Here is a 26,357-nt window from a genome sequence, read left to right on the forward strand (position 1 = left end):
ATTGAATAACCGATGAATCCAAAAATACGGAAGCATATCGGCCAGCCGGCACGACTACTGTGCGGGCTGGCCGTGTCGGGAATGCTCTTGTCGATGCTTTTGAGCGCAACCGACGACCGCAATACCGATTGGCTGGCTTACGGCGGCAACAAGGCCGGGAACCGCTATTCGCCGCTGACGCAGATTAACCTGACCAATGTAAACCGGCTGAAAGTGGCCTGGGAATACGACGCCAACAAGCGGCCGGAGGGCGTTCCCGCCGCAGGAACGCCTGCCGCAAGGCGCCCGATGGAAATCCAGTGCCAGCCGATCGTCGTGAACGGCATTTTGTATGGTACGACGCCGCTGCTGAGCCTGTTCGCATTGAAAGCCGATACAGGCGAGGAGCTCTGGCGTTTCGACCCGTTTGCAGGGGGAACGCCGCGTTTCCATGCCAGCAGGGGTGTGATGTTTTGGGAAGACGGCGGGGATAAAAGAATCCTTTACACAGCCGGTAACCACCTTTGCGCAGTGGATGCGGCCACTGGAAAACTGGTGGAAAGCTTCGGCGTCGGCGGGAAAGTCGACCTGAGTGCGGGGGTTACCGGCCGGCCGGGACGTGAAAATGACAAACTTTCGGTGGACGCGACTTCGCCCGGCGTGATTTACAAGGATATGCTCGTGATCGGCTCGCGCGTGTCCGAGTACGGGGACGCCGCGCCGGGGCACATCCGTGCATTCGACGTGCGCACGGGAAAGCTCAAATGGACCTTTCACACAGTACCGGAACCGGGAGAGCCGGGCCACGATACCTGGCCGAAAGATGCCTGGAAACGCATTGGCGGGGCCAACAACTGGGCCGGTATGGTGCTCGACGAAAAGCGCGGTGCGGTGTATTTCGGTACCGGTTCGCCGTCGGTCGATTTCTATGGTGCCGATCGCGAAGGGAAGAATTTGTATGCCAATTGCGTGATCTCGCTCGATGCCGAAACCGGGAAAATGAACTGGTACTATCAAACGGTGCACCACGACCTTTGGGACCGGGACATTTCCTGCCAACCCAATCTCCTGACGGTAACGCATAAAGGCTCCAACGGCAAACCACGGAAAATAGACGCCGTAGCACAGGCCACCAAAGACGGCCTCCTGTTCCTGCTGGACCGCGATACCGGCAAGCCGCTGTTCCCCGTCGAGGAACGCCCCGCATTGACCGACTACCATTTGCCCGGCGAACATCCCTGGCCCACGCAGCCCTTTCCGACCAAACCGGTACCATTCGCCCGGCAGAATTTTACTGAAAAGGATATTACCGATCGAACGCCCGAGGCGCATGCATTTGTAAAGGAAAAGTTTGCCCAGACCCGCTCCGGCAACAAGTATATGCCACCCAGCAAAGAGGGGAGCCTCTACCTGGGCATTGGCGGTGGTGCCGAATGGGGCGGTAATGCCGCCGATCCGCAAGGTATTTTGTACCAAAATGCGAACGAAATGGTGTGGGACCTGAAAATGATGGACTACAATGGAAGGAATGGCATCCGGCAAGCTGCCACATCACCGGGTGTGGCTGTGTACATGCGAAACTGCGCCGCCTGCCACCGTGCCGACCGCCAGGGAAGCGGGCAGGAATACCCGAGCCTGGTGCAGGTCGGTAACCGGATGTCGAAGGAGGAGATAGGAAATATCATCAAAAGCGGGCGCGGGCGAATGCCTTCGTTTCAGCATATTTCCGACAAGGAGCGGAGCGAGCTCATCGGATTCCTGACCAACTCGGAGCAGCAGGTGACGGCATCTGAAAACCATAGTTCGAGCGAAGCGCCTACCGAGGCAAAATCCGCCTTCCCGTACATTCCGCCTTACATTAACAATGGCTGGACGCGCTTTTTCGACCCCGACGGCTACCCGGCCATCAAACCACCCTGGGGCACACTCAATGCGATCGACCTGAATACGGGCGAATACCTCTGGCGCGTACCGCTCGGCGAGTTCCCGGAACTGACCCAAAAGGGCGTTCCCATTACCGGCACCGAAAACTACGGTGGTCCGATCGTGACCGCAGGCGGGCTGGTGTTCATCGCGGGCACGAAGGACGAAAAGATCCGCGCATTCGACCGCAAAACCGGCAAAACCGTTTGGGAATACCAACTCCCCGCAGGCGGCTTCGCAACGCCCGCGACCTACATGGTCAACGGTAAGCAATATGTGGTAATCGCAGCCGGCGGCGCCAAAAACGGGCACAAGCCGGGTGGGAAGTACGTTGCGTTCGCGCTGCCGTGAGGGGGCGATTTGACCGCCGACGGCCGACCGCTGACCGCCGACCGCCGATGGCTGACCGCTGACCGCCGATGGCTGACCATAGACCATAATGTGGAATTTTTTTGAGATCGGCGGTCGGTGGTCAGCGGTCGGCGGTCCATGACGCATCGTCTACCACCAACCATTCCCAACAATTAACCCAATCATTCCTAATCCAAACATGATGAACAACAATTCCTTTGAGCCTAACCAAAATCGTCGTGATGCTTTGAAAATGCTGGGAGCAGGTTCTGCTGCCGGATTGCTGGGCCTCCTGGGCACCGCCGACCGTGCGCATGGCAAGGCGCATTATTCGCAGCCCGCGTACGCGAAGGGCATGGCGCCGGTCAAAATCAAAAGCGTGAAGGCGATCGTTACAGCGCCCCAGGGCTCCAACCTGATCGTCGTGAAAGTAGAGACTACCGAACCCGGGCTCTACGGGCTTGGCTGCGCTACTTTCACCCAGCGGGCCTTTGCGGTAGTGACGGCGATCGACACTTACCTGAATGAGTTCTGCGTCGGGAAGGACGTGGATAATATCGAAGACATGTGGCATTCGACCTACGTGAGCTCTTACTGGCGCAACGGCCCGGTGCTGAACAATGCATTGAGCGGGCTGGATGAGGCGCTTTGGGATATCAAGGGCAAACGCGCCGGTATGCCGGTGTACCAGCTGCTGGGCGGCAAGGCCCGTTTCGCGATCCCGTGCTATACCCATGCGAATGGCAACACGCCGGAAGCTGTGGCGGACGATGTCCAGCGCATTATGGAGCGGGGTTTTAAATACATCCGCATCCAGCAGGGCGGCTACGGTGCGGTGGGCGCTACCGAGCAGAAACCCGATTTCAAAGCGGCCGGTTTCGGCGGTGCTACCGACAACTATATGAACGAAAGGGCCTACCTGAAATCGGTACCCAAGCTTTTTGAAGCAGTGCGCAAGCGTTGCGGCGAAGAAATCGAGCTTTTGCACGACATCCACGAGCGCGTGCAGCCGATGGATGCTATCAATATGATTAAAGCATTGGAGGAACACCGGCCGTTTTTTATCGAAGATCCTTTTTCACCCGAAAACATGGGCTGGTTCCGTCAGTTGCGGCAAAGCACCACAGTACCTATCGCGATGGGCGAGCTGTTCAACAATGTGAACGAGTTCCGCGATCCGATGGCCAACCAGTGGTTCGACTATATCCGCTGCCACGTTTCGCAGATCGGCGGCATTACCCCGGCCATGAAAGTAGCGCGGCTGGGCGAGTGGTTCAATGTCAAAACGGCCTGGCACGGTCCCGGCGACGTTTCGCCGGTAGGGCACGCGGCGCATGCGCACATCGACCTGGCAGTCTGGAACTTCGGTATCCAGGAAGCGGTGAGTTTCAACGAAAAAACGCAGGCAATTTTCAAAGGGTGTCCCACAATGAAAGACGGGTACATGTCGGTGAACGAAGTGCCCGGCCTTGGCGTGGATATCGATGAAAAAGAAGCGGCCAAATACCCGATCACCAGCAAATCCAACTGGCAGGTTCGTAAATTTGACGGTACGAGCATTCGTCCGTAGTGTTCGATGGTAGGAAATGCCGTCAGGCATGTAATATTGGTAGCACAAAGTTGACGAGAAAGATGCCGAATGCCGTAGGCATGTAACAACCAATGAAACGCAAATCATTATTTAAACTGATTGTAATACTAATGCCCTTTCTGGTACTGCTGGTGCTGGAAGGGGCATTGCGGTTATTCGCGTACGGCCACGACCTAGCGGTTTTTACGGAAGATCCGTCGCGGAAAGGCTACCTTGTTTTGAACCCGCATGCTTCGAAACGCTATTTTGCCAACCAAAAAAATGCGACTTACGGCAATACCGAACCGTTTCTTGCCAGGAAGGCATCAGGCACGCTCCGTATTTTCGTGCTGGGGGAATCGACGACCATCGGGTATCCCTACATGAACAACGGCTCGTTCCACCGCTGGCTGCAATACAGGCTTTCGCAGACCTATCCCGAACGTGATTTCGAGCTCATTAACCTCTCGCTGACTGCGGTAAACTCCTATACCGTGCTCGATTTCGGCAAGGCCGTGCTCGATCACGAGCCCGATGCCGTGCTGGTGTACACCGGCCACAATGAATATTACGGGGCAATGGGCGTAGCCGCTACGAAAGGGATCGGTCACAGCCGCACCCTGGCGCGCCTGCTGATGAACCTGCGGGGCCTGCGGCTTACTCAACTGATGGCCTCCGTTACCGACGGTATTGGTGCGCTAATTTCCGGCAAAAACGTCGATTTGCGTGAAAACCTCATGAAACGGATGGCCGCCGATCAGCAGATCGCATTCGCTTCGGAGGAGTATGAGGCCGGGCTGGATCAGTTCAGGACCAATATGAGCGAGCTGGCCGCCTTGACAAGCGCAAAGGGCGTACCGTTGCTGATCGGCAACCTGGTGAGCAATGAAAAGGATTTGAAGCCCTTCATCAGCATTCCGGACGGAAAGGGGAAATCGGCCGATGCCCATTACCAGGTGGGAATTGATTTGTATAAAAAGGCTGATTATAAGGGCGCTAAAAAGGAGTTAGTCCTGGCCAAAGAGCTTGACGCCTTGCGTTTCCGGGCGCCGGAAGCATTGAATGCGATCATCAGGGACATCGCTCACACACATAAGGGCGTGACGCTCGTGGACGCGCGCGACCTTTTCGAAAAGCATTCTGCCGGCGGCATTCTAGGCAGCGAAACATTGCTGGAACACGTGCATCCCAATTTACAGGGTTATGCATTGCTTTCGGAAGCATTTTATCAAGCCCTTCAAAAAGCGAAACTCCTGCCTGCCGCACAAACGGAAATGTCTTTTGATTTACTAAAAAAACAAATGCCCGTCACATTGGTGGATTCCCTGAAAGGCGGGTACGAAATGATGATCCTGAAAGAGGGCTGGCCATTCAATGAGCCCATGCCGGCGGAAGAAAAACGCGCCAAAACGGAAGAGGAGCAGCTGGCGGGTGCATTGGTGGTGAAGCAAATTACCTGGCGGGATGCTATGGCACGGCTGCAACAGCATTACGCGACAGTGAAAGATACCGCGCAAATGCTGCGTGTCACCGAAGCGCTGGCATTGGACGATCCGCTGAATGTTACGCATTTCGACAATGCCGGAAAACTCAGTGCCGCCCTGGGACTAAACAGGCAGGCAGTCAATTATTTTTCCAAAGCATTCAGGATGGAGAACAGTTTCGAACGCGCGCGGATGCTTTTTGTAATACTGCTTAAAATGAACGAGCCGGAGGAGGCATTACCGTATGTGGCTTACGCGAAGGCGCACAATACTTCCAGGTTTGATTTGAATGAACTACACGCGTTTGTACAGCAACAGGTTATCAGTAAAAAGTCGAAAGGGAAATAAGGTAGCCTTGGTTCGAATCACTGACTTAGGATTTCAACCATCCGGGTTGCTGCGCCTTCCGAAAGCATCCAGTCAGACATTTCGAGCGATTCCCGGGCTTCTTTGGCGGCTCTTTCCTGCATTCGGCTTTCGTAGGCGTTGATGGCGGCCCGGATGTCCGGGAATTCTGCGCTGGTCAGGCATTCGCTCAGGTCGAGCGCATCCAACATGGCCAGGTTTACGCCTTCGCCCGAGGGCGGCATAGGGTGGGCCGCATCGCCGAGCATGGTCAGGTCCGGCAGGGATTCCCATTGTTGGTCAAGGGGCATACAGTATTGGGGCCGTTCTAACAGGGGTATTTCTGCATGTTCAAACAGGTCGAGCCAGAGTGGGCTCCATCCGGCGAACTCCTGTGCGGCCCATGTGTGGAGGTGGCTTTTGTCGGAAAAATCGATTCCGCCGTTCGCTACCCAATGTTCGTCTTTCTTGAAGGTAATGTAGAAATCAAGGCTGCCATCGCCTTTGGAAGATAGGTGCAAAAACTTTCCGCCTGCGTGTATGTAAAGCTTCCCGCCGTTCAGCAGCTTGTGAATGTCCGGCACTGCCATCGCCGAATCCGGCACATTACCCTGCAAAATGGTGATACCCGAGTAAAACGGTCGCTCAGGCGTGATGAAGGGGCGGATTTTGGAATTGGCGCCATCCGCACCCACGACGATGTCGGCTGTGGCCGTGGTGCCGTTATGGAATTCCAGCAGCCAGGCCCCATCGGTGCGTGACATATTTTTGAAATGGCTGTTCCAGATGACGGTACCGGGCAGCAGCGATGCGAGCAGCATATTCCGCAGCGGTCCGCGGTCGATTTCCGGCCTGAAAGCTTCATCGCCAAAACCGAGGGCAGCTTCCTCGCGCCCGTCTTCGAAAAGTATATTTCCATATTCATCTACCACGCGGCCCTTTTCCGCTCCCGGACGGTACGCAGCTCTGAATGCATCCATCAGCCCCGCCGCTTCCATTACCTTTAATCCAGACTCATAATGCAGGTCGAGCGTGGCGCCTTGCACCCGTGCGTGCTCGCTGTAATCCCTTTCATACACTTTGACGCTGACGCCCTGGATTTGTAGAAGCCTTGCCAATGTGAGCCCTCCCGGACCGCCGCCGATGATGGCGACTTGTTTATTTGTTAATAACATTTTCGTGCTGTTTGTGTTTAAAGTTTGATGAATGCAAAATTATTAGCACTTTGAGAGTTAAAATACCTATTTTAAATACAAAAATAGTCGTAAATGAAAATCTCGGTTACCGATGACGGATCTGGTATCGCCCTCAAATTTGCCAGGGCCATCGGGGCCAGGGTAGCGGGGCGGTTCATCTATATTCCGGAAAACAAGGGCGCAGGGTATATCACAGGGTTTTCGTGGGGAACCGACCTGAGGATGATGATCCGTAACTATTATTTGAAGGAAGACGTCGAGGTAGAGCGCACCAACGAGCTTTCGGAAGGGCAGGAGGATGTCATTTTTATGCTGGGCGGGATCTTTCCTTCTCTTGCTCAGTCGGCAGAGCAGCTGCTGCCCGAGCAGGCCAATGTGCTGATCTGCAAGCACGCGGTGTCGGCGGTAATGGCCATGCCCTCGCATACGAAGTTTTCAAGTGTGACAATCGCCGTTTCAAAGCGCTATCTGAACCAGCTTTTCGGGCACATTCAGCATCCCGTGGTAGCCAGCGTGCTCGAAGCGCGCGACAATCTTGTACTCGAAACCGGCATTTCCGCAGGCATCATCGGTACCGCAGGGCAAATGCTGGATACGGAATTGCCGGAAGCCCTGGAAGATCAATATTACAGATTGAAGTGCGAGGAGCTCCTGTGCCAGGTCTTCGCTATCCTCATGCAGCGCGAGCAGGTAGCGCCGGGCGTAATGCATATCGATGACATCAGGGCGATCTACGCTATCAGGAACCAACTGCAAGCGCGTCCGGACGAGCCGCCCAACATTGCCGCACTGGCCCGGGAAGCCGGTATGAGCGAGCCCAAACTGCGAAAGTTGTTCAAACAAACGTTCGGAAAGGGCGTTTTCGAATATTACCAGTCGGCTCGTATGGTGGAAGCCGCGCGATTACTCCGTGAAAAACATCTTTCTGTTTCCGAGGTCGGCTACCGGCTGGGGTTCACCAACCTGAGCCATTTCTCGCGGGTTTTCGAGCAGCACATCGGCGCCAAGCCCAAAAAGTATTCGACAGGGTAGGCGGGTTTCTGGATTTTAGGTAGCCCAATAGTAAAATGGAAAAAAGACCCGGTTGGTGGTAAACTGGCCAACATAATCCCTATTGCTCCCCGGTGACTTTCCAATTTTCTATCTTTGTATTAAAATCTACTTAAAAGATAGGATAAATAGCTTAAATGAAACTCAAAGCAATTGCCCTCGCAGGTCTGATTGCAGTAGCGCATACTGCTTTTGCTCAGGACAAACCCGTAGTCGTGGAAGGAATCGTCCCCGGCGCCTCCTCGGGGTATGTGTATCTCGAAAAATTCCAGGAAAAGATCTTCTATCCGATCGATTCGGCTAAAATCGAGGGTGGCAGGTTTAGCATAAAAACCTCACTGAAACTACCGGAGCTTTACGGACTGACGGTCGACAAGAAAAAGGACCCGTTGTTCCTCTTTCTGCAAAACACGTCCAGGGTTACCGTCACACTCGATACCGCTGCCCGTTACAGGCAGGCCAAGGTGACAGGCTCGCCTGCACAAGATCTGTTTGAACAATACAAGGGTAAGCCGGATGTGAAAATCGATGAATTCATTAAAGCCAATCCGGCATCGATCGTCTCGGCATATGTACTTTACCGCAACTTCGCCTACCGGCTTTCACCGGAGGAAATAGAGCGGAATATCGGCTTGCTGGACGCGTCGCTGCACCAGACGCCCTATGTGAAGACGCTGCATAGCCTGATTTTGACCCTGAATAAGGTGAGCATTGGAAAGCCCGCTGTCGATTTTACGGCCCATACGCCCGACGGGAAGCCTGTAAAGCTGTCCGACCGTTTTGGCAAATACCTGTTGGTCGACTTTTGGGCTGCCTGGTGCGGGCCTTGCCGCAAGGAAAATCCTAATCTGGTAAAAGCATACCAGGCATTTAAGGACAAGGGGTTCGATGTGCTGGGCGTGTCGCTGGATAAAAGTAAAGAAGCGTGGATCAAGGCCATCGGGAAGGATGGGCTTGCCTGGACGCAAATCTCCGACCTCAAATACTGGCACAGCGAACCGGCAGCGCTTTATGGCGTGAGGGCAATTCCGGCCAATTTCCTGCTCGATCCGCAGGGAAAAATCATTGGTAAAAACCTGAGAGGGGAGGAGCTGCACAAGAAACTGGAAGAGCTGCTTGGCCCGCCCGCAGCAACTGCGGCAAGCAGATAAAAGTACCGCACGACGCTCCCCGACTAACTTTTTAAATACAACAAACCGCATTTGCAACGGCCTTTTTGGCCGGCAGCATTGCTATGCCCGGCCGGCAATCCTTCATTAATCAAAGCTTATGAAAATTAAACTACTCACTCTTTGGGGCCGGAATGCCAGCTCCTGTTTGCAAAAATTGAAATACACATGGCTGATCGTCTTTTGCTTAGCTGTCACCGCTCATGCTCAGAATGTAATCCGCGGAACCGTACTGGACGACGGCAATCAGCCGGTAGCCGGCGCGACGGTGGCAATCAGAGCTGCGGGTGCGGGGACGGTTACCGATGCCGACGGGAAATTCAGCATTTCCAGCGGTAAAGCCCTACCGCTCACGATCACTGTCAGTTATCTGGGGTTTAAAACCCAGGAAATTACCGCCACCTCCGTGCAGGAGCCGCTCAGCATTCGCCTCGCCGAATCGACCAACCAGCTGGATGAAACGGTGGTGGTAGGTTATACAACATCCAAAAGATCCAGCTACACGGGGTCGGTGGCGGTGGTGAATTCGAAAGACATTGAAACACTGCAAATAACTACCGTAGGCAAGGCTTTACAGGGTACTATACCGGGGCTGCAATCCATTGCCTCCGCAGGCCAGCCGGGCTCGGACGCCGACCTGTACGTCAGGGGTGTAGGGTCGGTGAATGCTTCGACGGCGCCGCTGTATGTGGTCGACGGTATACCTGTTTCTGATGCCAACAATCTCAATCCCAGGGATATCCAATCTATTTCGGTTTTGAAAGATGCGACGGCGAGTGCGCTTTACGGTTCGCGGGGCGCTAATGGCGTGATTGTGATCACCACCAAATCCGGGTCGCTGAATGCGAAGCCTGCATTCAACTTTTCGGTCAACTATGGTATCACCGGCCGTGCGGTGAAGGATTACAAGTATTTGTCGGCCAAAGATTATTACGAATTGCAATGGGAGGCGATCCGCAACACGCAGCTCGACCAGGGCAAAACCGCCGAGGCAGCCGCACAGTATGCCAGCGATTACCTGGTCGACGGTGCATTGAAAGTCAATATTTTCGGCCCGAACTACCCGAAACCCGTAGGCCTCGACGGCAAGGTGGTGCCGGGCGCGACGCCGGTCTGGAACGACAACTGGGGCAAGGCCATTTCCCGGCCGGGCGTCCGCCAGCAGTACGACCTCAGCGTGAGCGGCGGGAGTGCGAGTACCAGATACTTCTTGTCGGCGGGGTATCTTAACGAACAAGGCTGGATCAGAACGTCGGATTTCAGAAGGTATAACCTGCGTACCAATTTGCAATCGAAGATCAATAAATGGCTCGATGTGGGCGCGAACATTTCGTTGTCGTCCGGCTTCCAGAAAGCGCCTAACCAAAGTGATAGCAACACCGGTAACTTCGCCAATTTCCAGCGGCTGATCTCCGACATCTACCCCGTTTACGAACGCAATCCGGACGGGACCTATATTCTGGACGAACGGGGTAATAAGAAATGGGACTACGGCAGCTGGCGCCCCACGACCGCATCGAGCGGCTCCAACATCCTGGGTTCTGCCGAGAATGCCATTTCCGGCGAACAGACCGACGCCGTTCTGCTCGGAACGAATTTTACGCTCACATTTGCAAAAGGATTGTTCCTGAAAACAACGGCCAATGTAGATTACCGTGCGGTCACGTCCCATACCTATTCGCATTCCTATTACAGCACCGGCGTGATCACCGACGGCGCGGGTACCGCATCCCGAAGCGCCCGCCGCACACTTAATTATACCGTGAACAGCTTCCTGAATTACGCGGTCAACCTCGGCGGCAGGCATTCGCTCAGTCTCCTGGCCGGGCCGGAAGTGTATGTCAACAACGTTACCGATCTCTCGGGAAGCCGCACGGGTTTTCAGGTTTTGGGTAAAACGGAGCCTTCGGCCGGAACGGTCAGCGGCGTGTTTAATGGCACTTCTTCGGACTACAAGCTCGCGAGCGGGCTGGCCAAGCTGGATTACGACTACCTGGGACGCTACCATTTCTCGACCAGCTACCGCCGTGATGGTTCCTCGCGGTTCAGCAAGCAATCGCGCTGGGGGAACTTCTGGTCGGTGGGGGCGGCCTGGAACATCAAGCAGGAAAACTTCCTGAAAGACGTTTCCCGCCTGGATAACCTCAATCTGCGGGCGAGCTATGGTGCGCAGGGAAATGACAAAGTGCTGGTGGGCGATTATGCTTACGGCGGGTTTTATTCGATCTACAATAGTCTGGATAAGCTCGGCCTGTTGCCGTCCGACCTCCCTACACCGGATTTGAAATGGGAAACCAACCTGAACCTGAACTTCGGGGTGGACGTGTCGCTGTTCGACAACCGGCTCATTGCGCAGATCGACCTGTTCGATCGCCGCTCGAAAGACCTGCTGTTCAACCGGCCGCTCTCGCCATCCACCGGTTACAGCGGTATCAGTGCGAATGTCGGCTCATTGAGCAACCGCGGGATCGACGGCCAGGTTACCGGCGTGCCATTCCGCAGCAAGGATTTCACCTGGACCGCCACGCTGAACTTTGGGCATTACACCAATAAAATCACCAAACTGCCGCAGAAGGAAATCCTGACCGGCTCGATAGGACAATACGGCAATACCAAAAAGCTCGTCGAAGGTGGTTCCGTCTATGACTTTTACATAAAAGAATGGGCGGGCGTAAACCCGCAGAACGGCAAGGCAACCTGGTACAAGGATGTGCTGGACGAAAATAAAAACGTGACCGGCCGGACCACCACCGAAAACCAGACCGAAGCGACGCCTTACTTCCAGGGCAGCTCGTTGCCCGATTTTTATGGCGGCTTCAATAACAGCATTGCCTACAAAAGCTTCGAATTCTCGTTCCTCCTCGCGTACAGCATTGGCGGCAAAATTTTCGACGGCGACCAGCCGATGGTCACGCACCTGGGTAATGCGCCCGGCCGCGCGTGGTCGGAGGAAGCGCTCAATCGCTGGACGCCCGATAACACCCATACCGATTACCCGCGCCTGTCGTACGTTTCCGACGCCTGGAACACCATTCCTTCCACGCGGTTCCTGTACGACGGCACCTACGCGCGTCTGAAAAACATTTCGCTTACTTACACACTGCCGCAGGCCTGGGTTTCCCGGCTGACGCTGAGCGACGTGAAGATTCGCCTCGTGGGCGATAATATCCTGACCTTCTACGGCCACAAGGGCATGGACCCGGAACAGACCGTTTCAGGATCGACATTCTACCGCTATCCGGCGCAGAAATCGTTTTCAGCAGTTCTTAATGTATCATTTTAATACAATACCATTCCAACCATGATACGGAAATTCAGTTTACTATTCGTTGCGGCGACCCTGCTTACTTCGTGCGGCGACGAGTTTTTCAATACTTCTCCTGCCACCCAGATCACGACACCCGAGGTGTTTTCTTCGGAAGCCAATATCGATGCATTCGTCAATGGCTCGATCCGTTTTTTGCTCGAAAACAGCACTTCCCAGGACAATCCGGGGCTTCCTACCATCTTCCTCACGCATGACGTAATGGGCGAGGACGCGTTCGCCCGCGACGGCCGGTACGGGTTCCGTGACTCATATCCTTACCGCGACCCGTTCGATAACACTACCCGCCGCGCGTTGTTTTTCTGGACATTGCAATACACGTCGATCGACCATGCGAACAACATCATTGCGAATGTCAAGGTCGATAATGCCAGCAAGGCGAGTTTGAAACACCTCAAAGGTCAGGCGTATGCATTGCGGGCGCACAATTACCTGAACCTGGTGCGGCAATACCAGTTTACCTATGCCAAAGACGCCAATGCCAAAGCGGTGCCGGTTTACACAGAACCTACTACGCCCAACACGGTACCGAAGCCGCGTGCAACCGTGAAGGAAGTGTACGACCAGGTGATCGCCGATCTCACGGAGGCGGAAAAACTGCTCGCCGGGTTCGAAAGGGCGGAGAAAAACCGGCCTAATCTGAATGTAGTCTACGGATTGTTCGCACGTGCATACCTTACGCAGGAAAAATGGGAGCTCGCCCGCGACTACGCCGTGAAAGCCCGCGACGGGTATCCGATCATGTCGGCCACGCAGTACACGCAAGGTTTCAACGACGTCAGCAACCCGGAATGGATCTGGGGGCATCCCCAAACAATTACCCAAAACAAGGGCGGCGCTTCGTACATGGCGTACATTGAAACTACGCCTTACGCCACCGATGCCGCCGGTACCAACCTTTATTACGGATATAACAGCATTATGCCCGACCCGAATTTCATCGCGCTGTTCGACAAGGACGACGTCCGGAAGTCGCTGTTTGAAATTGCAAAACAGCCTTCCGAGGCATTGTACAGAGGTTATCGCTACAAAAAATTCCGGAACAAATATCCGAACCATGATGCGCATATCGTGCTGATGCGGTCGTCGGAGCAGTTATTGATCGAAGCGGAAAGCAAAGCCCGGCTGAACGACGTGCCCGGCGCGACGGCGACGCTCAATGCGCTGAGGAGTCAGCGCGGGCTGACGGATTTATCGGGCCTTGGCAAGGACGCATTGATCGCAGAGATCCTGCTCGAACGGCGCAAGGAGCTTTGGGGAGAGGGTTTCCGGTTGTACGACATTCTGAGGCTGCAAACCGCGCCGGTCAGAAAGGAAACGACGGAAAAGTTTGTAGATACGCGCGGTGCCACGGTGAGTGTCCTGGGCCATTGGATTACCAAATTTCCCGACGGCACGCCATTGGTGCCGAACAGCAAATACTATCTTTTCCCGATCCCGCTCAACGAAATTAATAATAACCCGAACCTGTAAATGCAGGCGACCCGCACGCTTTGTGTCATGCGAAGTCGTGCTTTTTATTTAAATTAAAACATGAGAATTACCTTCATACTATGCTGTCTGATCTCCATTTCCACTTTCGCGCAGCGCGACAGGCAGGGGCAGGCACCAGCCACCGCGCACGACCACGCGCATCATGTGGACGAGAACGAATTTGCCCATAACCACCTGGACCACATTCAGGCATACCGCAAGGAAACCGCCTACGTGCATAACCTGCCGCCCGCGCAGTTTCTGGAAGGTATCGGCACTTCCACATTTAAAATCAGCACGAAATCGGAGCAGGCGCAAAAGTACTTCGCGCAGGGCGTGGCGCTGCTGCACGATTTCTGGGATTTCGAAGCCTATCGTTCATTCAAAGAAGCCATTCGGTTGGATTCGTCGGCGGTAATGCCTTACTGGGGACTGTACAGCGCCATCGGCGCTACCGAAGGCCCTGATTTTGACGACGATAAAAAGCTGGCCGTCAGAAAGCTGAAAGCATTGAGGGATAAGGCCAACGAGCATGAAAAACTGTACGCCGAAGCCATTCTCCTCCGCGACGCGCCGGGCGAAAACAGCCGGAAGCAATACCAGCAAAAGCTCGAAATCATCGTGCATAAATACCCGGAAGACGTCGACGCCAAACTCTTCCTCGCATTGAGCAAAATGAGCGGCTACGACGTGGACCTGAACCCCCGCGAAGGCCAGATTTACAGCGAATACCTGCTGCGCGACGTGCTCAAATCCGATCCCGACAATGCCGGCGCGCACCATTACTGGATCCATTTGATGGAAAACTGCTGTCCGGACGAAGCTATCAAAAGCTCCGAGCGCATCCGCCTGCTCACACCCGGCGCCGCGCATATGGTGCATATGCCGGGGCACGTGTATTATAAATTAGGCCAATACCAAAAGGCCCACGAGGCATTCCTGGAAGCGGTGGCGGTGGACTCCGTTTACATGAAAAAACAAGGCATTCCCGAAGTCGATACCTGGAATTACATTCACAATATCAACTACCTGCTTTCGAACAGCGCCGAGAACGGGCATTACAAAACCGCCCTCTACTACGCCGAAAAGCTGCAAAATATGCCCGTCACCAGGGAACGAAAGGCTAAATACGAAGGCCGCTTCTTCTATCAGGGCATTATTGCGCCGGCCAAAATGGAGCTTTGTTTTGGGTATTACAAAAAAGCAGCCGACCGCCTGAAACTGATCAACGACAAGGACAGCATTTTTACCGGCAAGGCCATCGGCTATAAAGACGGCCTGTATTATTTCGCATTGGGCATGGACGCCGTGAAGCGCGGCAAAGCCGACGAGGCCCGGAAATACTCCGACGCCCTCGACGCGCATTTGTACCGCAATAGCACGCAATCCAGTCGCGACGACGTGATCGCCATCAGAAGGCTCGGCGACCTGAATGTGGCCTCCCTGGAATTGCAGGGGCTCATCCAAAGCCTGGAAAATAACGACGACGAGGCCATCCGCATCCTCAAAACCGCCCAGAAAAAGGAGCACGACCTCGGTTACAGCGAGCCGCCATCGTACGCCCGGCCCGTACTGATCAGCCTCGGTGAGGTTTACACGAAAGCAGGGAAATACGACCTGGCAATCAAAGCGTATGAAGATCTCGCCCAAAAACGGCCCAACAGCGCTAATGCATTGTGGGGGCTGTATAAGGTGTACAAGAAAAAAGGCGATGCGGCCAAAGCGAAAGAGCTGGCTGCGCAGCTGAACGAGGTGATCAGGCAAGGCGACAAGTCGCTTTACCCGCTCTGACCATTCATTTTTTCGGCTGGGCTAAGCATTAATGCTGTATTTAGATTAGATTTCGCTCATGAGCAAGACCGCACTGATTACCGGCCCGACCTCGGGCATTGGCCGCCATACCGCCATTCAACTGGCCGAAAAAGGTTACGACCTGATCCTCGTCGCGCGCAATGCGGCCAAAGCTATCGCCTTGCAAAACGAGATTGGCGACAGCGTCCATACGGATTTTGTCGAATGCGACCTTTCGAGCATTGCATCCGTCAGGCGCGCCGTGGATGAAATCCGGACACGCTACCAGCGGCTCGACCTGCTGATCAACAATGCGGGGCTCATTGTCCAGCGCCGCGAAACGACCCCGGAAGGCATCGAGCGCACCTTTGCAACCAACCACGTCGGCCCGTTCGTCCTCACGACCGGGCTGGTAGGGTTGCTCAAAGCCGCCGACGGTGCCCGCATTGTCAACCTTGCCTCGGAAGCACACTTTTTCGCGCTGCGGTATGCTACGAGGAAACTCGCCAATCCCCCGCATTACCACGACCTGGTCATTTACGGGCGCTCCAAGCTGGCGAATATCCTTTTCTCCAACGAACTGGCCGAGCAACTGGCGGCCTGCAACATCGCGTCCAATGCCGTGCATCCGGGAACGGTTTCCAGCAGTTTCGGCGGCGATGGCAACGGGGCTACGGCCTGGTTTATGAAAATGTTCAAGCCATTCTTCCGCACGCCTTCCGAAGCCGCCGCACAGATCGTGGAACTGGCCACTTCGGAGGCATTTGAAGGCGTTACCGGCCAGTATTTCGCCAATTCGCGACCAGCCAAACGGTCGGCAAATGCAGGAAGCAGAAAATTGGCGCGAGAGCTCTGGTTGTATACCGAAAGGTTGATCACAGAACCGGTAGAAGCTTCGCAGGACAGTTAATACTGCATGTTTTAATGTAAAATCTATTAAATCCATAGACTTTACATGCTTTTTAATGCAAACGCTTGGAGTTTAACCATTTCATGCATTACCTTTGTCCTGATCTTAAACTAAATCGAGCTTAGAACCACCCGAAGCTGCTTTTACCAAATACCATCGGATATGCGTTCGGTTAACCTACATTCCCCACTTCTCCGCCGTTCCGGCACCCTGCACCTGATGTCTGTCGGGGCGCAATGTTGTTGTTGCTAGTCAAGTCTTCTTGCCGCTGGTTTCCTTCGCGGCGCTTCCGTTACTGGTTTATTTCCCATCATCGCTTCCTGCGGAGCGGTCCAGACTTTCTTGCAGCATGAAATTCACAGACAGCCATATTTACTACGAAATCCTCATCCTTTTTGCCATTATCAGCATTGCCGAGGCATTCACCGGTCTTTACAAAAGCGAAAAATGGTCGCGCAACGAATGGTACATTAATTTCGCCGGACTTTTCCTGTCCAGCACCATCACGCGCCCGCTCAGCTTCCTGCTATCGGCTTATGTACTCAATTACTTTTTCGCGGATTATTACAATGTATTCGAAAATGTGCCGCTATGGGCCGGGGTGCTCATCACCGCATTGCTCGAAGACTTCACGCAGTATTGGTGGCACCGGGCCGCCCATACTTACCCATGGCTTTGGAAAGGCCATCGCGTGCACCATAGCGCGCCCGAAATGAGCGTTTTCCTTACCGGCCGCAACTCGTGGATTTACCTGCTGCTGTTCCCGTCGCGCATCGTTTCCACAATCCTCATCTTCCTGGGCTTTGGCCAGGCATTCCTGATCGGCTATTTCTTCAAAGCGCTCATCGGCATATCGGCACATTCGAGCGTCCGCTGGGACGAACCTTTGTATAAAATCAAATGGCTGCATCCATTGATGTGGGTGTTGGAACGAACCATTTCCACCCCTGCCACCCATCACGCCCACCACGCCGCTACGGACGCCGACGGCATCGGGGTAATCAACGGAAATTACGGTAACATGTTCTTTATCTGGGATATGCTGTTCGGTACAGCCAAAATTACACGCCAATTCTCGGAGCATATCGGCCTGGAAGATTACCACGAAGAGCCGTGGTACGTGCAGCTGGGGTACCCGCTTTTTAAGTCGAAGGATGAGCGGAGCGAGCTTTTTGAATGAGTGAATGAGCCGCCGTGGAACGGGGAATGAGTGAATGAGTGAATGAGTGAATTTTGAATGATTGAATGACCGAATGATTGAATAACTGACCCGGATTGATGCTTTGATTGAGTTAGCGTAAAAACTATTCACTCATTCACTCATTCGCTCATTCAAAATTGAACTGCCATGAAACACCTACTATTAACCATCTCCCTAACCCTCTCCACCTCATTCTCCGCCTTCGCTCAACTCGCGACTTTCGACGTCGTTATGGCGGGCCATACCATTGGTTCTGTGAAGGTTTTGCAGCACGATGGGGCGGAGCGGTTGTTGCGGAAGCGGATCGAGGCGGAGTTTAGCGTGCCGTTTTATACGGGGAGTTTTGTGAGTGAAAACCGCTTCGAGAATGGCGCATTACACAGCTCTTCCACGGAACAGATCGTGAATGGGAAGCGGCGTGAGCACACCGTCACGACGCGAGTTGCTTCGCAGCATTACCGGTTCGATCTGGCGGAAAAAAGCGCTCCCGCCAGTAAGCGCGACATTGCCGAACCGATCGCCTACACCATCACCGGCCTCTACTACCAGGAGCCGACGCAAGTGCAGGCGGTCTATTCCGAAAAGTTCGGCGCCATGTGCCGCATCCGCAAAATTGAAAACGGGAGCTATGTAGTGCAGCTGCCGAATGGCAAGGAGAGTGTTTATAGCTACCGGGATGGGGAATGCGTTCGGATTGTGACTGAGCTTGGCGGGGTGCGGCTTAGTATTGTGCGTAAGCAGCGGAATCTTTGATTCGTATAGCAAGCACCGTTCGGTCTCCGGGCCCCACGTCATTCCCCCAACCGCATCCCCAGCGAACGCGAGATATTACTGCCGATAACGGTCGGACTACTTTTTCGGTGGATGGGGAGGTTTTGTTTGTTTATATGGATGCGGAGACTTTGCAGGTGGGGTGGTTTGGGTTTCGGTCCACTGCTGCGCAGCATCAGATGGGTGCGTTTCAGGGGCTTTGATCGGCCGCTTCCTAACCGCTGATTCGATTCAATATTTTTTGTGTAAAAGAGAAGAAGTCAGCGTAGCTGCTTTTAACTGCCCCAAGATGAGCTCCAATAGCGCCGTCGGAAGGTTTCAAAAGAAAAATAGGCTTTCTGGCTTCCATCGCCATTGGTATTAAGCTGTGGTAATGTTTCAATAGCGCGAGGCAATAAGGGTCGTCGTTGACGGTCAGGTCTGTTTGTGGGGCATCATTTAAAACAGATTCTCTGAATACGTTAGGTATTCTATTTGCCCATTTGAGATACGATTTTACCGGTCTGCTTTCCTTCACGCCATGTTGCATAACGACGTATCCTAAAGGCGTTATAGATCTTTGTGGTAGTTGGAGCGAAGGTTCAGGGTTTCTATTCAAACGATCCTCCCATTCCTCCTGCCATGTGACAAGTCGATTTCCAAGGTTTCTGAGGCCTTGTAGAGAAAATAGGTCAGCCGCCATAGGTACGACAACGTAGTCGGCGGCAATTAAAGTAGCTCTGTTAATTGCTCCAAAATTTGGACCGATGTCTATAATATTGAAATCTGCTTCCCATCTCTGCCCAGCCTCCATCATTACTCGGTAAAATGATGATACTACACGAAACGCTGCCTCATCTCGATTCAGGCAAGCGCCCCAGCCACTACTCAATTTGTCTTCGAAAAGCGATAGCTCTAAGTCGCCGGCCAGGAGTCCGATATTATTCTTTATTTCTTCGATATGGGCAGGAGCTATATCCCCAATACCTTTATTCAATGGCTTAATACTCTCCAAAATAGTCGGCCTATTTACTTCATTTTCATATATTTCTTGCAGCCTCTCATCACTCAGAAACATAGAAGTAAGATTGGTTTGAGGATCTAAGTCGACGGCAAGGCATCGATACCCCAACTCGGCGAGCATGTATGTGAAATGATAAACCAATGTGGTTTTGCCAACCCCACCTTTGTTATTGAAAAAAGCAATCGTTTTCATTATCGTTTTTTGAAGATAACCACACCGAAGCTGGTTGGCTGGTCGACTATAAATATAGGGTCTGGCGATCCATTTTTCAACAAAGCGGCCTTTGCACGCTTAACTCCTACATTAAATGCATTGATGAAGCCCAGGTTTTTAGCTGCTTCGGCGAGGGTTGGATTCCGATAATCATTTTTATTGGGGAAATTCTCCGGTCGTGCATCGCCAAACAAACCACCGGGATTGGTGATTTCGATTCTGTCGCTGAACTCATAGAATTTGATAGGGGCATTCGATTCGTAATCCCTGTGAATGATTGCATTATATATCAATTCTTCAACGGCAGAGGCGGGATAGGCCAGCTCATACGGCTCACCAAGTCCATTTTGAACGCGCTTTTCGATTTGCGACTTGATAAAGTCCTTTATCACGCGTATTTGAGTCGTTAAATCGCCTTCAAACCGGTGTTCGAAATCGAAGTCGCTAACCTCATCAGGTCCGATAAATCGTACGTATTGAATGTAAGCGCCGGGAAGATAAAACCGGGGATTTTTCCCGAAAAGCAGTATTCCTGCGTTTGTCGGTATACCAGCTTTTAAATCGAAAAATTTAAGTGAGGAAAGCTGCTCAGTAATTTCTCTTCCATTGGCTTCGAGCGTTTCCGAATCAATGGCGGTTGGTAGGTAAGTCAATTTAAACAGCTCTACACTAAGCTCGTTTAGATCACTTTCATAAGCCGGCCTTGTGTCGAAAGTCCTTGAATAGATCGAGCGTCTTTCACTTAATATCCGTTCTTCGGCTTCGTTCGCGAACCCACGCCTTTGACCCACTCGAATGCAAACCCGGCCTTTGTACCTCGCTGGGGGCACTTTTGACGGTTGAACTTCAACTACTGCGATCTCTCCTTCATCGAACGAGAATTTCGCTACCGCTAACGCGGGTGGCGGGACAATGCGACCGTCCGTCCGAAAATCGAGCAGCGTCTGCATCAATTGCTCGTCAACCTTCGTGCCGTTCAGGCTACCATTGTCATTTGCCCCGATGATCAGATATCCGGGCAATCCATGTCCGGGCATATCGTTGCAAAACGCACATATTGCTTCACCAAATTTGTCAGTATTATTTCTGGACACGGTTTTCTCAATCCGGTCGGTTTCTAATGCTGGCAGGAGTAATGCAATTTCTTCTTGGGTGATCATATAGCGCAGGTTAAACCGCGGCAAGTTGAAAAATGCGGCAGCAATTACCAAATTTATATATTGTATAGGTACTCGCCCTGCGAGACAGCTCTACCTGTTTTTGAATTCAGTATTCAGGTACACGAGGTTGCTTCATGGAAATCAATTAATTTACGGATGGCGTGAATTTTTTAAAGGTTTGGATTTGGATAAGCATCTTCCGAATATGCAGCCTCCTATAAAACCATAAGAACTATGAAAAATCTTACACGACTTGCCCTGTTATGGTGCGGGACCGGCGAAAGCCCCCCGGATGCCCTTATGTGCATTAGGACACCTTAGACAGGGCGTTTTCTTTCACCTAAAAACATAAGTTTTATGACCACACTATCACCCACCGCCGAGTCCCCGGACTCGCGGCACCTGGCATTCGGCCGGGAAGTTGCAGAGCTGCTAGCCCAGAGCAGCCCGTCAAACTGGATAGATGACCTTTGGGACATTTATACAGGTTATATGCTTGCGCAAAAAGAGTTGGGTTACAACCCCCGCGCAGCGGACGTTTTTACATCATTCAAGGAGCTGGTGTTTTTCTTCCAGCGTGTTGAGGGGATGAAGGGGTAACCCTCCCCGTATACAAACAAAAGCCAGGTAATCTGCTCGATTGCCTGGCTTTTGTTGTATTGTGGCGGCATTGCAGCGTTTTACGTGAATGTCGTTTGCAATGCTGTCGCATCCCTCTGGGATTTAAGGCCTCCCAGGGGGTATCATCTTGCTACCAACGTTGCGTGCCTGACGGCACTAACCACAAAACGCCAAATCGCGGTAGCGATGAAATATTGGTAGCAGGGAACATTTCAAATGGCTTTTGAATGCCGTAGGCATGTAACATCAACAGGTAGCGGCGCATTGAACACTATTTATACCCCTCATTCTGCACTAAACTCGGGTTCCGGTCGATCTCGCTCTGTGGCAGCGGGAAGAGCACCTGGTAGTCGAATGCGGTTTTGCCGCGTCCTTTGGCGAGTTCGATGAATTTGCCGTGGCGGATCAGGTCCTGGCGGCGGAGTTCTTCGGTGAAGAATTCCCAGCCGCGCTCTTTCAGGATGTGTGCCCGGAGCGCTTCTTTGGTGGCGAATGCGGCAACGGACAATGCGGCGACGCCGGCTTTCGCGCGGACCTGGTTGATGAGGTCGATAGCGGCTGCGGTGGGGCCTTGGAGTTCGTTCAATGCCTCGGCTTTGCTCAGCAGGATGTCGGCGTAGCGGACCACGGGGAAATCGTTGCCGAGGTCGGCGCCGGTGGCTGGGAGGTCCTCTTCGAATTTGAAGCTGCGCTTGTCGTCCTGGCCGAGGACGATGTGTTTGCCACCCAGGTCGTCGTATTCGGTCAGGAATGCTTCTCGGCGTTGGTCTTTCGGGTCGAAGGAATCGTAGAAGCCGGAGAGCGTTTTGAGCTGGGTGGCGTAGTTGGCTTTGGTGGCGCCTTTGTATTTGTAGTTGGGCGGTGCGGCGTGCGGCAGGTAATTAGTACCGAGCCCCGGCTGGGCCAAATGTGGCCTTACATAAATGAATTCGCTGTTTTTCTCGTTGGCGAGCTTGAACAAATCGGTCCGGTTGGCGGAGTTGAAAAGGCTGTACGCATTCAGGTCGATCACCTTCTGGGCGGTTTCATTCGTCTTTTGCCAGTCCTTGTTGTTCAGGTAAAATTTAGTCAGAAAGGCGAGGGCGGCACCTTTGGTAGCGCGGCCGTATTGCTTGGCGGTGACGGGCAGGATGTCGGCCACGGCGGTGAGTTCATCGGTCACGAATTTGACAAAATCTTCCTTGCTGGCGCGTGCCGGGCGGTCTTCGCTGCTGCTGCTGCTGATGCTGTTGGTAATGAGCGGGGTAGGGCCAAAAAGGTCGTACAGCGAAATGTAGCCGCTCGCGCGCAGGAAGCGGGCTTCTGCAATGATCTGCTTTTTGCGTTCCGGATCGAAATCGATGTTGGGCACATTGTCTATCACGAGATTAGCACGATAAATAGCGCTGTAATAGCGGGTCCATGCGGTGTCGAAAAACTCGTGGGAAGCATTCCAGGTGAAATCTTCGAGCGGCTGTGCGAGCCCGCGGAGCCCGCCTTCACGGATGATGAGCAGGTCGGTCGTCACTTCGGCCATCACGAGGATATTGCGGAAGCCGTCGGTGCCCTGTTTCTGTTCGAGGGCGTACGCGGCGTTGAGCAACGCCTCGGCGTCGTCGGCGGTTTTGAAGAAATTGTTAGGGCCAAAGGAAGAATACACTTTCTCTTCCAGCGGCTGGTCGCAGGCGGCAGCGCCGAGCATTAACAGTATATAAAGTAGTTTTTTCATTGATTCACAAGAAATTAGAAATTTATACTCACGCCCGCCGTGTAGGTGCGCGAGAGCGGGAATGCGTTGTAATCGGCGCGGACGTTGGAGGTGCCGAATGCACTCACTTCGGGGTCATAGCCGGTGTATTTGGTGATGGTGAACAGGTTTTGGCCGGTCAGATACACCTGCAAGCCTTTGATATGCCGCCATCTGGCCGACGGGAAATTGTAAGTCAGCTGCACCGATTTCAAACGCAGGTACGAAGCATTTTCCACGGCCCGGCTGTTCACGTTGCTCGTATAGGAAACGGCCACGGGCACGCCCGACGAATTCGCATTGGTCGGGTTGGTAGGCGTCCAGCGGTCGGTGTAGCTTTCGGCGAGGCGGTTGCGGCGGAACGATATCGGGTTCTCGGATTCGGTCCGGTTGAGGTTGAAGAGCTTGTTGCCCTGCACGCCCTGGAAAAAGAACGAGAGGTTGAACGCGCCGTAAGTGAAATCGTTGTTCAGGCCGTAGGTGAAGTCCGGGAACGGCGAGCCAAGAATGGTCCGGTCGGCAGAATTGATAGTGCCGTCCTTGTTCACATCGCGGTATTTGTATTCGCCCGGGCGCGCCAGCGGTTGTGCGGATTTGGCAATGTCCTCGCCTTGCTGGAACACGCCGTCCACGACGTAGCCATAGTAGGCATTCAGCGGATCGCCTTTGCGGATTATGGTGAAATCATTGGTAAAACCAGCCGATCCGCCCAGAATGTAAGGCAATGCGCCGAGGTCGGTGACTTCGTTTTTCACGACTGAGAAGTTCAGGCTCGACCGCCAGGTAAACGGCGCCGTCACGTTGATAGACGTCAATGCAAATTCGAAACCGGTGTTTTTCAGGCCGCCTACGTTTTTAAATGTAGTTGTAAAACCGGTGGTGCGGGGAATCGGCAGTTGCAGCAGCAGGTCTTTGGTTTGTTTATGGAAATAATCGATGCTACCTGAGAGACGGTTGGCAAACAAGCTGAAATCCAGTCCAATATCCAGCTGGGTAGTCGTTTCCCATTTCAAGTCCGGGTTCGGGAGTTGCGTTGTTGAAATACCCACATAAGGCGCGCCGTCGAAAATGGCCTGTCCCTGAGGGCCGAGGAGCACGAGCGATTTGTAGCTGCCGATGTCCTGGTTACCGGTCACGCCGTAGCTGGCGCGGAGTTTCAGGTCGGTAATGGTGTTGATGTTTTTGAGGAAAAGCTCATCCTTAATGCGCCAGCCGAGGGCTACCGACGGGAAAATGCCGTATTTTTTGTTATCCCCGAACCGCGACGAGCCGTCGGCGCGAATGGAGGCTGTGAGCAGGTATTTATCGAGCAAATTGTAGTTCACCCGGCCGAGGTAGGATAGCAGCTGGTTCTTGGTGCGCCCCGATCCGAGTGAAAACGTCGTCTGCGCGCCTGCTGCGAGGTTGTCGGTGCCCAAGGCGTCGAGCGGGAAATTCTGCGCACCGGCCGAAAGCGAGCTCACTACAAACTCCTGGTAGGTATACCCCCCGAGGATTTCGAGCTGATTATCCTTGTTGAGCGCCTTGCTGTAACGCGCCGTAAACTCCACAAGGTTGTTGGAAGCATTGCTCGTAAGCACGCTCGCGATGCCTTTGGTACCCTCAGCACGTTTGGTGAGGCGCGAGGTAAAAATATCCCGGCGCGAATCCTGGCGGTCGGTACCGAAATTGATCTTCGCCGAAAGCTCGGGCAGAAAGTAATATTCGGCAAAAACGCTCGCAAATGTTCGGTTCGTCGTGGCGAAGTCACTCACTTCATTGGCCAGGCCGACGGGGTTTTCCAGGTTCACGATCTGCGTCTGCGTCCAGGTGCCGTTCGGATTTTTGAGGGTCAGGGTAGGGTCCTGGAAAATGGCGGTGTTGATCACCCCGGCACCTTCATTCACGCTCACGCCATTGGGTACAAAATCGTCCTTCACCTGGCTGGAATTGAGGTTTAACCCAAATTTGAATTTGTCGCCGGTGTAGTTCAGGTTCACCCGGCCGACATACTTTTTAATACCCGAACTGATCACGACGCCCTTCTGGTCGAGGTAGTTGAGCGAGGCGTAGTAAGTGAACTTGTCCTGCCCGCCCGAGAACGACAGCTGATGGTTTTGTAAATACCCTTTTTTGAAAATCTCATCCTGCCAGTAAGTACCCTTACCGACGGCGGCGATCTGCTCTGCGGTAAATTCGGGCGCTTGTTTCTGGTCGGCGCGGAGGTCGTTGAGCAGCGCCATGTATTGCTGGGCATTCAGCATCGGCACGCGTTTGGTCACCTCCGACACCGCACCGGAAAGTGAATAATTGACATTCAGCTTGCCTTTCGTCCCTTTTTTAGTCGTGATCAAAATAACGCCGTTCGCGCCGCGTGAGCCGTAAATGGCTGTGGCCGAGGCGTCTTTCAGTATCTCCACCGACTCGATATCATTCGGGTTCAATGCATTCAGCGGGTTGCGCGGCGCCTGCTCGTTCACGAGCGTGGAGTTTGGTACCACCGACGCATTGTTCACGGGCAGCCCGTCGATCACATACAGCGGCTCGTTGTTGGCATTGATGGAGTTGGCGCCGCGGATGCGGATCGTTACGCCGCCGCCGGGCTCCGAGCTCGATTGCGTCACCTGCACGCCCGCGGAACGGCCCGCAATGAGTTGGTCCACAGATGTTTGTACGCCTTTATTGAAGTCCTTGCTATCCAGCGAGTTCACGGCGCCGGTCAGGTCGCGCTTTTTCTGGGTGCCGTAACCGACGACGATGAGTTCGTTCAGTTGCCGGGTATCGTCGCTCAGTTGCACGTTGATCTGCGAGCGCCCTTTCACTTCGAGCTCCTGCGTAATGTAGCCGATGGCCGAAAATACGAGCACGGCATTGCTTTCTGCGTTGATCTCGAACTTGCCGTCGGCATTGGTAGTAGTGCCGGTGGAGGTGTTTTTGACCAGTACATTAATGCCCGGCAGGGCCGATTGGTCGGTGGCGGAGGTAACTTTTCCCTGAATGGAAACGGACTGGGCGTGGCTTTGCAAAGCCAGTATGCCGCCCAACAGGGCCCAAATCAATCGGATGTGATTTGAACGGAGAAATGGAATCATGGGTGATGCTTTTAGTAACTACACT

18 protein-coding genes are annotated in these 26,357 nt (G+C 53.5%); 13 read left to right on the forward strand and 5 right to left on the reverse strand.

The window, feature by feature from the left end; genetic code table 11:
• Positions 1 to 12: 12 nt before the first annotated feature.
• From BLQ88_RS24885 to BLQ88_RS24895, 3 genes are all read left to right on the forward strand, one after another.
• The gene (locus BLQ88_RS24885; protein WP_090155559.1) at positions 13 to 2,253 is read left to right on the forward strand and encodes an outer membrane protein assembly factor BamB family protein; all 2,241 of its coding nucleotides are present in this window, start codon (positions 13 to 15) and stop codon (positions 2,251 to 2,253) included.
• 202 nt (positions 2,254 to 2,455) lie between these two features.
• The gene (locus tag BLQ88_RS24890) at positions 2,456 to 3,823 is read left to right on the forward strand and encodes an enolase C-terminal domain-like protein (RefSeq protein WP_090155733.1); all 1,368 of its coding nucleotides are present in this window, start codon (positions 2,456 to 2,458) and stop codon (positions 3,821 to 3,823) included.
• A gap of 131 nt (positions 3,824 to 3,954) precedes the next feature.
• Positions 3,955 to 5,655: an SGNH/GDSL hydrolase family protein gene (locus BLQ88_RS24895; protein WP_229212847.1), complete on the forward strand. Its 1,701-nt coding sequence runs from the start codon at positions 3,955 to 3,957 to the stop codon at positions 5,653 to 5,655.
• Positions 5,656 to 5,672: 17 nt separating this feature from the next.
• On the opposite strand, the gene BLQ88_RS24900 is transcribed toward BLQ88_RS24895, so the two are convergent.
• A complete protein-coding gene (locus BLQ88_RS24900; RefSeq protein ID WP_090155563.1) occupies positions 5,673 to 6,827 on the reverse strand; it encodes an FAD-dependent oxidoreductase in 1,155 nt (384 codons plus the stop codon).
• Positions 6,828 to 6,920: 93 nt separating this feature from the next.
• Between BLQ88_RS24900 and BLQ88_RS24905 the strand changes: the two genes are divergently transcribed.
• The 9 genes from BLQ88_RS24905 (at position 6,921) to BLQ88_RS37595 (ending at position 18,741) form a co-directional block, all read left to right on the forward strand.
• On the forward strand, positions 6,921 to 7,880 hold the full coding sequence (locus tag BLQ88_RS24905; RefSeq protein WP_090155565.1) for a helix-turn-helix transcriptional regulator: 960 nt from the start codon (positions 6,921 to 6,923) through the stop codon (positions 7,878 to 7,880).
• Between the two features lie 155 nt (positions 7,881 to 8,035).
• A complete protein-coding gene (locus BLQ88_RS24910) occupies positions 8,036 to 9,049 on the forward strand; it encodes a TlpA disulfide reductase family protein (RefSeq protein ID WP_090155567.1) in 1,014 nt (337 codons plus the stop codon).
• 118 nt (positions 9,050 to 9,167) lie between these two features.
• Positions 9,168 to 12,350, forward strand: coding sequence for a SusC/RagA family TonB-linked outer membrane protein (locus tag BLQ88_RS24915; RefSeq protein WP_229212848.1), 3,183 nt, complete (start codon positions 9,168 to 9,170; stop codon positions 12,348 to 12,350).
• 18 nt (positions 12,351 to 12,368) lie between these two features.
• Positions 12,369 to 13,865, forward strand: coding sequence for a RagB/SusD family nutrient uptake outer membrane protein (locus BLQ88_RS24920; RefSeq protein WP_090155569.1), 1,497 nt, complete (start codon positions 12,369 to 12,371; stop codon positions 13,863 to 13,865).
• Positions 13,866 to 13,925: 60 nt separating this feature from the next.
• Positions 13,926 to 15,656 carry a tetratricopeptide repeat protein gene (locus BLQ88_RS24925; RefSeq protein WP_090155571.1) on the forward strand — a complete coding sequence of 577 codons (1,731 nt, stop codon included), beginning with the start codon at positions 13,926 to 13,928 and terminating at the stop codon, positions 15,654 to 15,656.
• A 58-nt stretch (positions 15,657 to 15,714) separates the two neighbouring features.
• Positions 15,715 to 16,566, forward strand: a complete 852-nt coding sequence (locus BLQ88_RS24930) for an SDR family NAD(P)-dependent oxidoreductase (RefSeq protein WP_090155573.1) — start codon at positions 15,715 to 15,717, stop codon at positions 16,564 to 16,566.
• A 349-nt stretch (positions 16,567 to 16,915) separates the two neighbouring features.
• The gene (locus BLQ88_RS24935; protein ID WP_090155574.1) at positions 16,916 to 17,746 is read left to right on the forward strand and encodes a sterol desaturase family protein; all 831 of its coding nucleotides are present in this window, start codon (positions 16,916 to 16,918) and stop codon (positions 17,744 to 17,746) included.
• Positions 17,747 to 17,914: 168 nt separating this feature from the next.
• On the forward strand, positions 17,915 to 18,520 hold the full coding sequence (locus BLQ88_RS24940) for a DUF6134 family protein (protein ID WP_143016924.1): 606 nt from the start codon (positions 17,915 to 17,917) through the stop codon (positions 18,518 to 18,520).
• A complete protein-coding gene (locus BLQ88_RS37595; protein ID WP_374754771.1) occupies positions 18,517 to 18,741 on the forward strand; it encodes a DUF6250 domain-containing protein in 225 nt (74 codons plus the stop codon). The genes BLQ88_RS24940 and BLQ88_RS37595 overlap by 4 nt, the downstream gene beginning before the upstream one ends.
• Before the next feature lie 11 nt (positions 18,742 to 18,752).
• Here the strand turns inward: BLQ88_RS37595 and BLQ88_RS24945 are convergent, their stop codons facing one another.
• Together BLQ88_RS24945 and BLQ88_RS24950 are read right to left on the reverse strand one after the other, a co-directional pair.
• Positions 18,753 to 19,733 (reverse strand): ParA family protein, encoded by a 981-nt coding sequence (locus BLQ88_RS24945; RefSeq protein ID WP_090155578.1) that lies wholly within the window; start codon positions 19,731 to 19,733, stop codon positions 18,753 to 18,755.
• Entirely contained in the window at positions 19,733 to 20,914 is a 1,182-nt protein-coding gene (locus BLQ88_RS24950; protein WP_090155580.1) for an RNA/DNA-binding domain-containing protein, read from the reverse strand. The genes BLQ88_RS24945 and BLQ88_RS24950 overlap by 1 nt, the downstream gene beginning before the upstream one ends.
• A 357-nt stretch (positions 20,915 to 21,271) precedes the next feature.
• On the opposite strand from BLQ88_RS24950, the gene BLQ88_RS24955 reads away from it, so the two are divergent.
• On the forward strand, positions 21,272 to 21,514 hold the full coding sequence (locus BLQ88_RS24955; protein ID WP_090155581.1) for a hypothetical protein: 243 nt from the start codon (positions 21,272 to 21,274) through the stop codon (positions 21,512 to 21,514).
• A 292-nt stretch (positions 21,515 to 21,806) separates the two neighbouring features.
• Here BLQ88_RS24955 and BLQ88_RS24960 read toward each other — a convergent pair whose 3' ends face one another.
• Together BLQ88_RS24960 and BLQ88_RS24965 are read right to left on the reverse strand one after the other, a co-directional pair.
• Entirely contained in the window at positions 21,807 to 23,243 is a 1,437-nt protein-coding gene (locus tag BLQ88_RS24960) for a RagB/SusD family nutrient uptake outer membrane protein (RefSeq protein WP_090155583.1), read from the reverse strand.
• Between the two features lie 14 nt (positions 23,244 to 23,257).
• Positions 23,258 to 26,299: a SusC/RagA family TonB-linked outer membrane protein gene (locus BLQ88_RS24965; RefSeq protein ID WP_176885089.1), complete on the reverse strand. Its 3,042-nt coding sequence runs from the start codon at positions 26,297 to 26,299 to the stop codon at positions 23,258 to 23,260.
• Positions 26,300 to 26,357 lie beyond the last annotated feature (58 nt).

The organism is Dyadobacter soli (assembly GCF_900101885.1).
Taxonomy (GTDB): Bacteria; Bacteroidota; Bacteroidia; order Cytophagales; family Spirosomataceae; genus Dyadobacter; species Dyadobacter soli.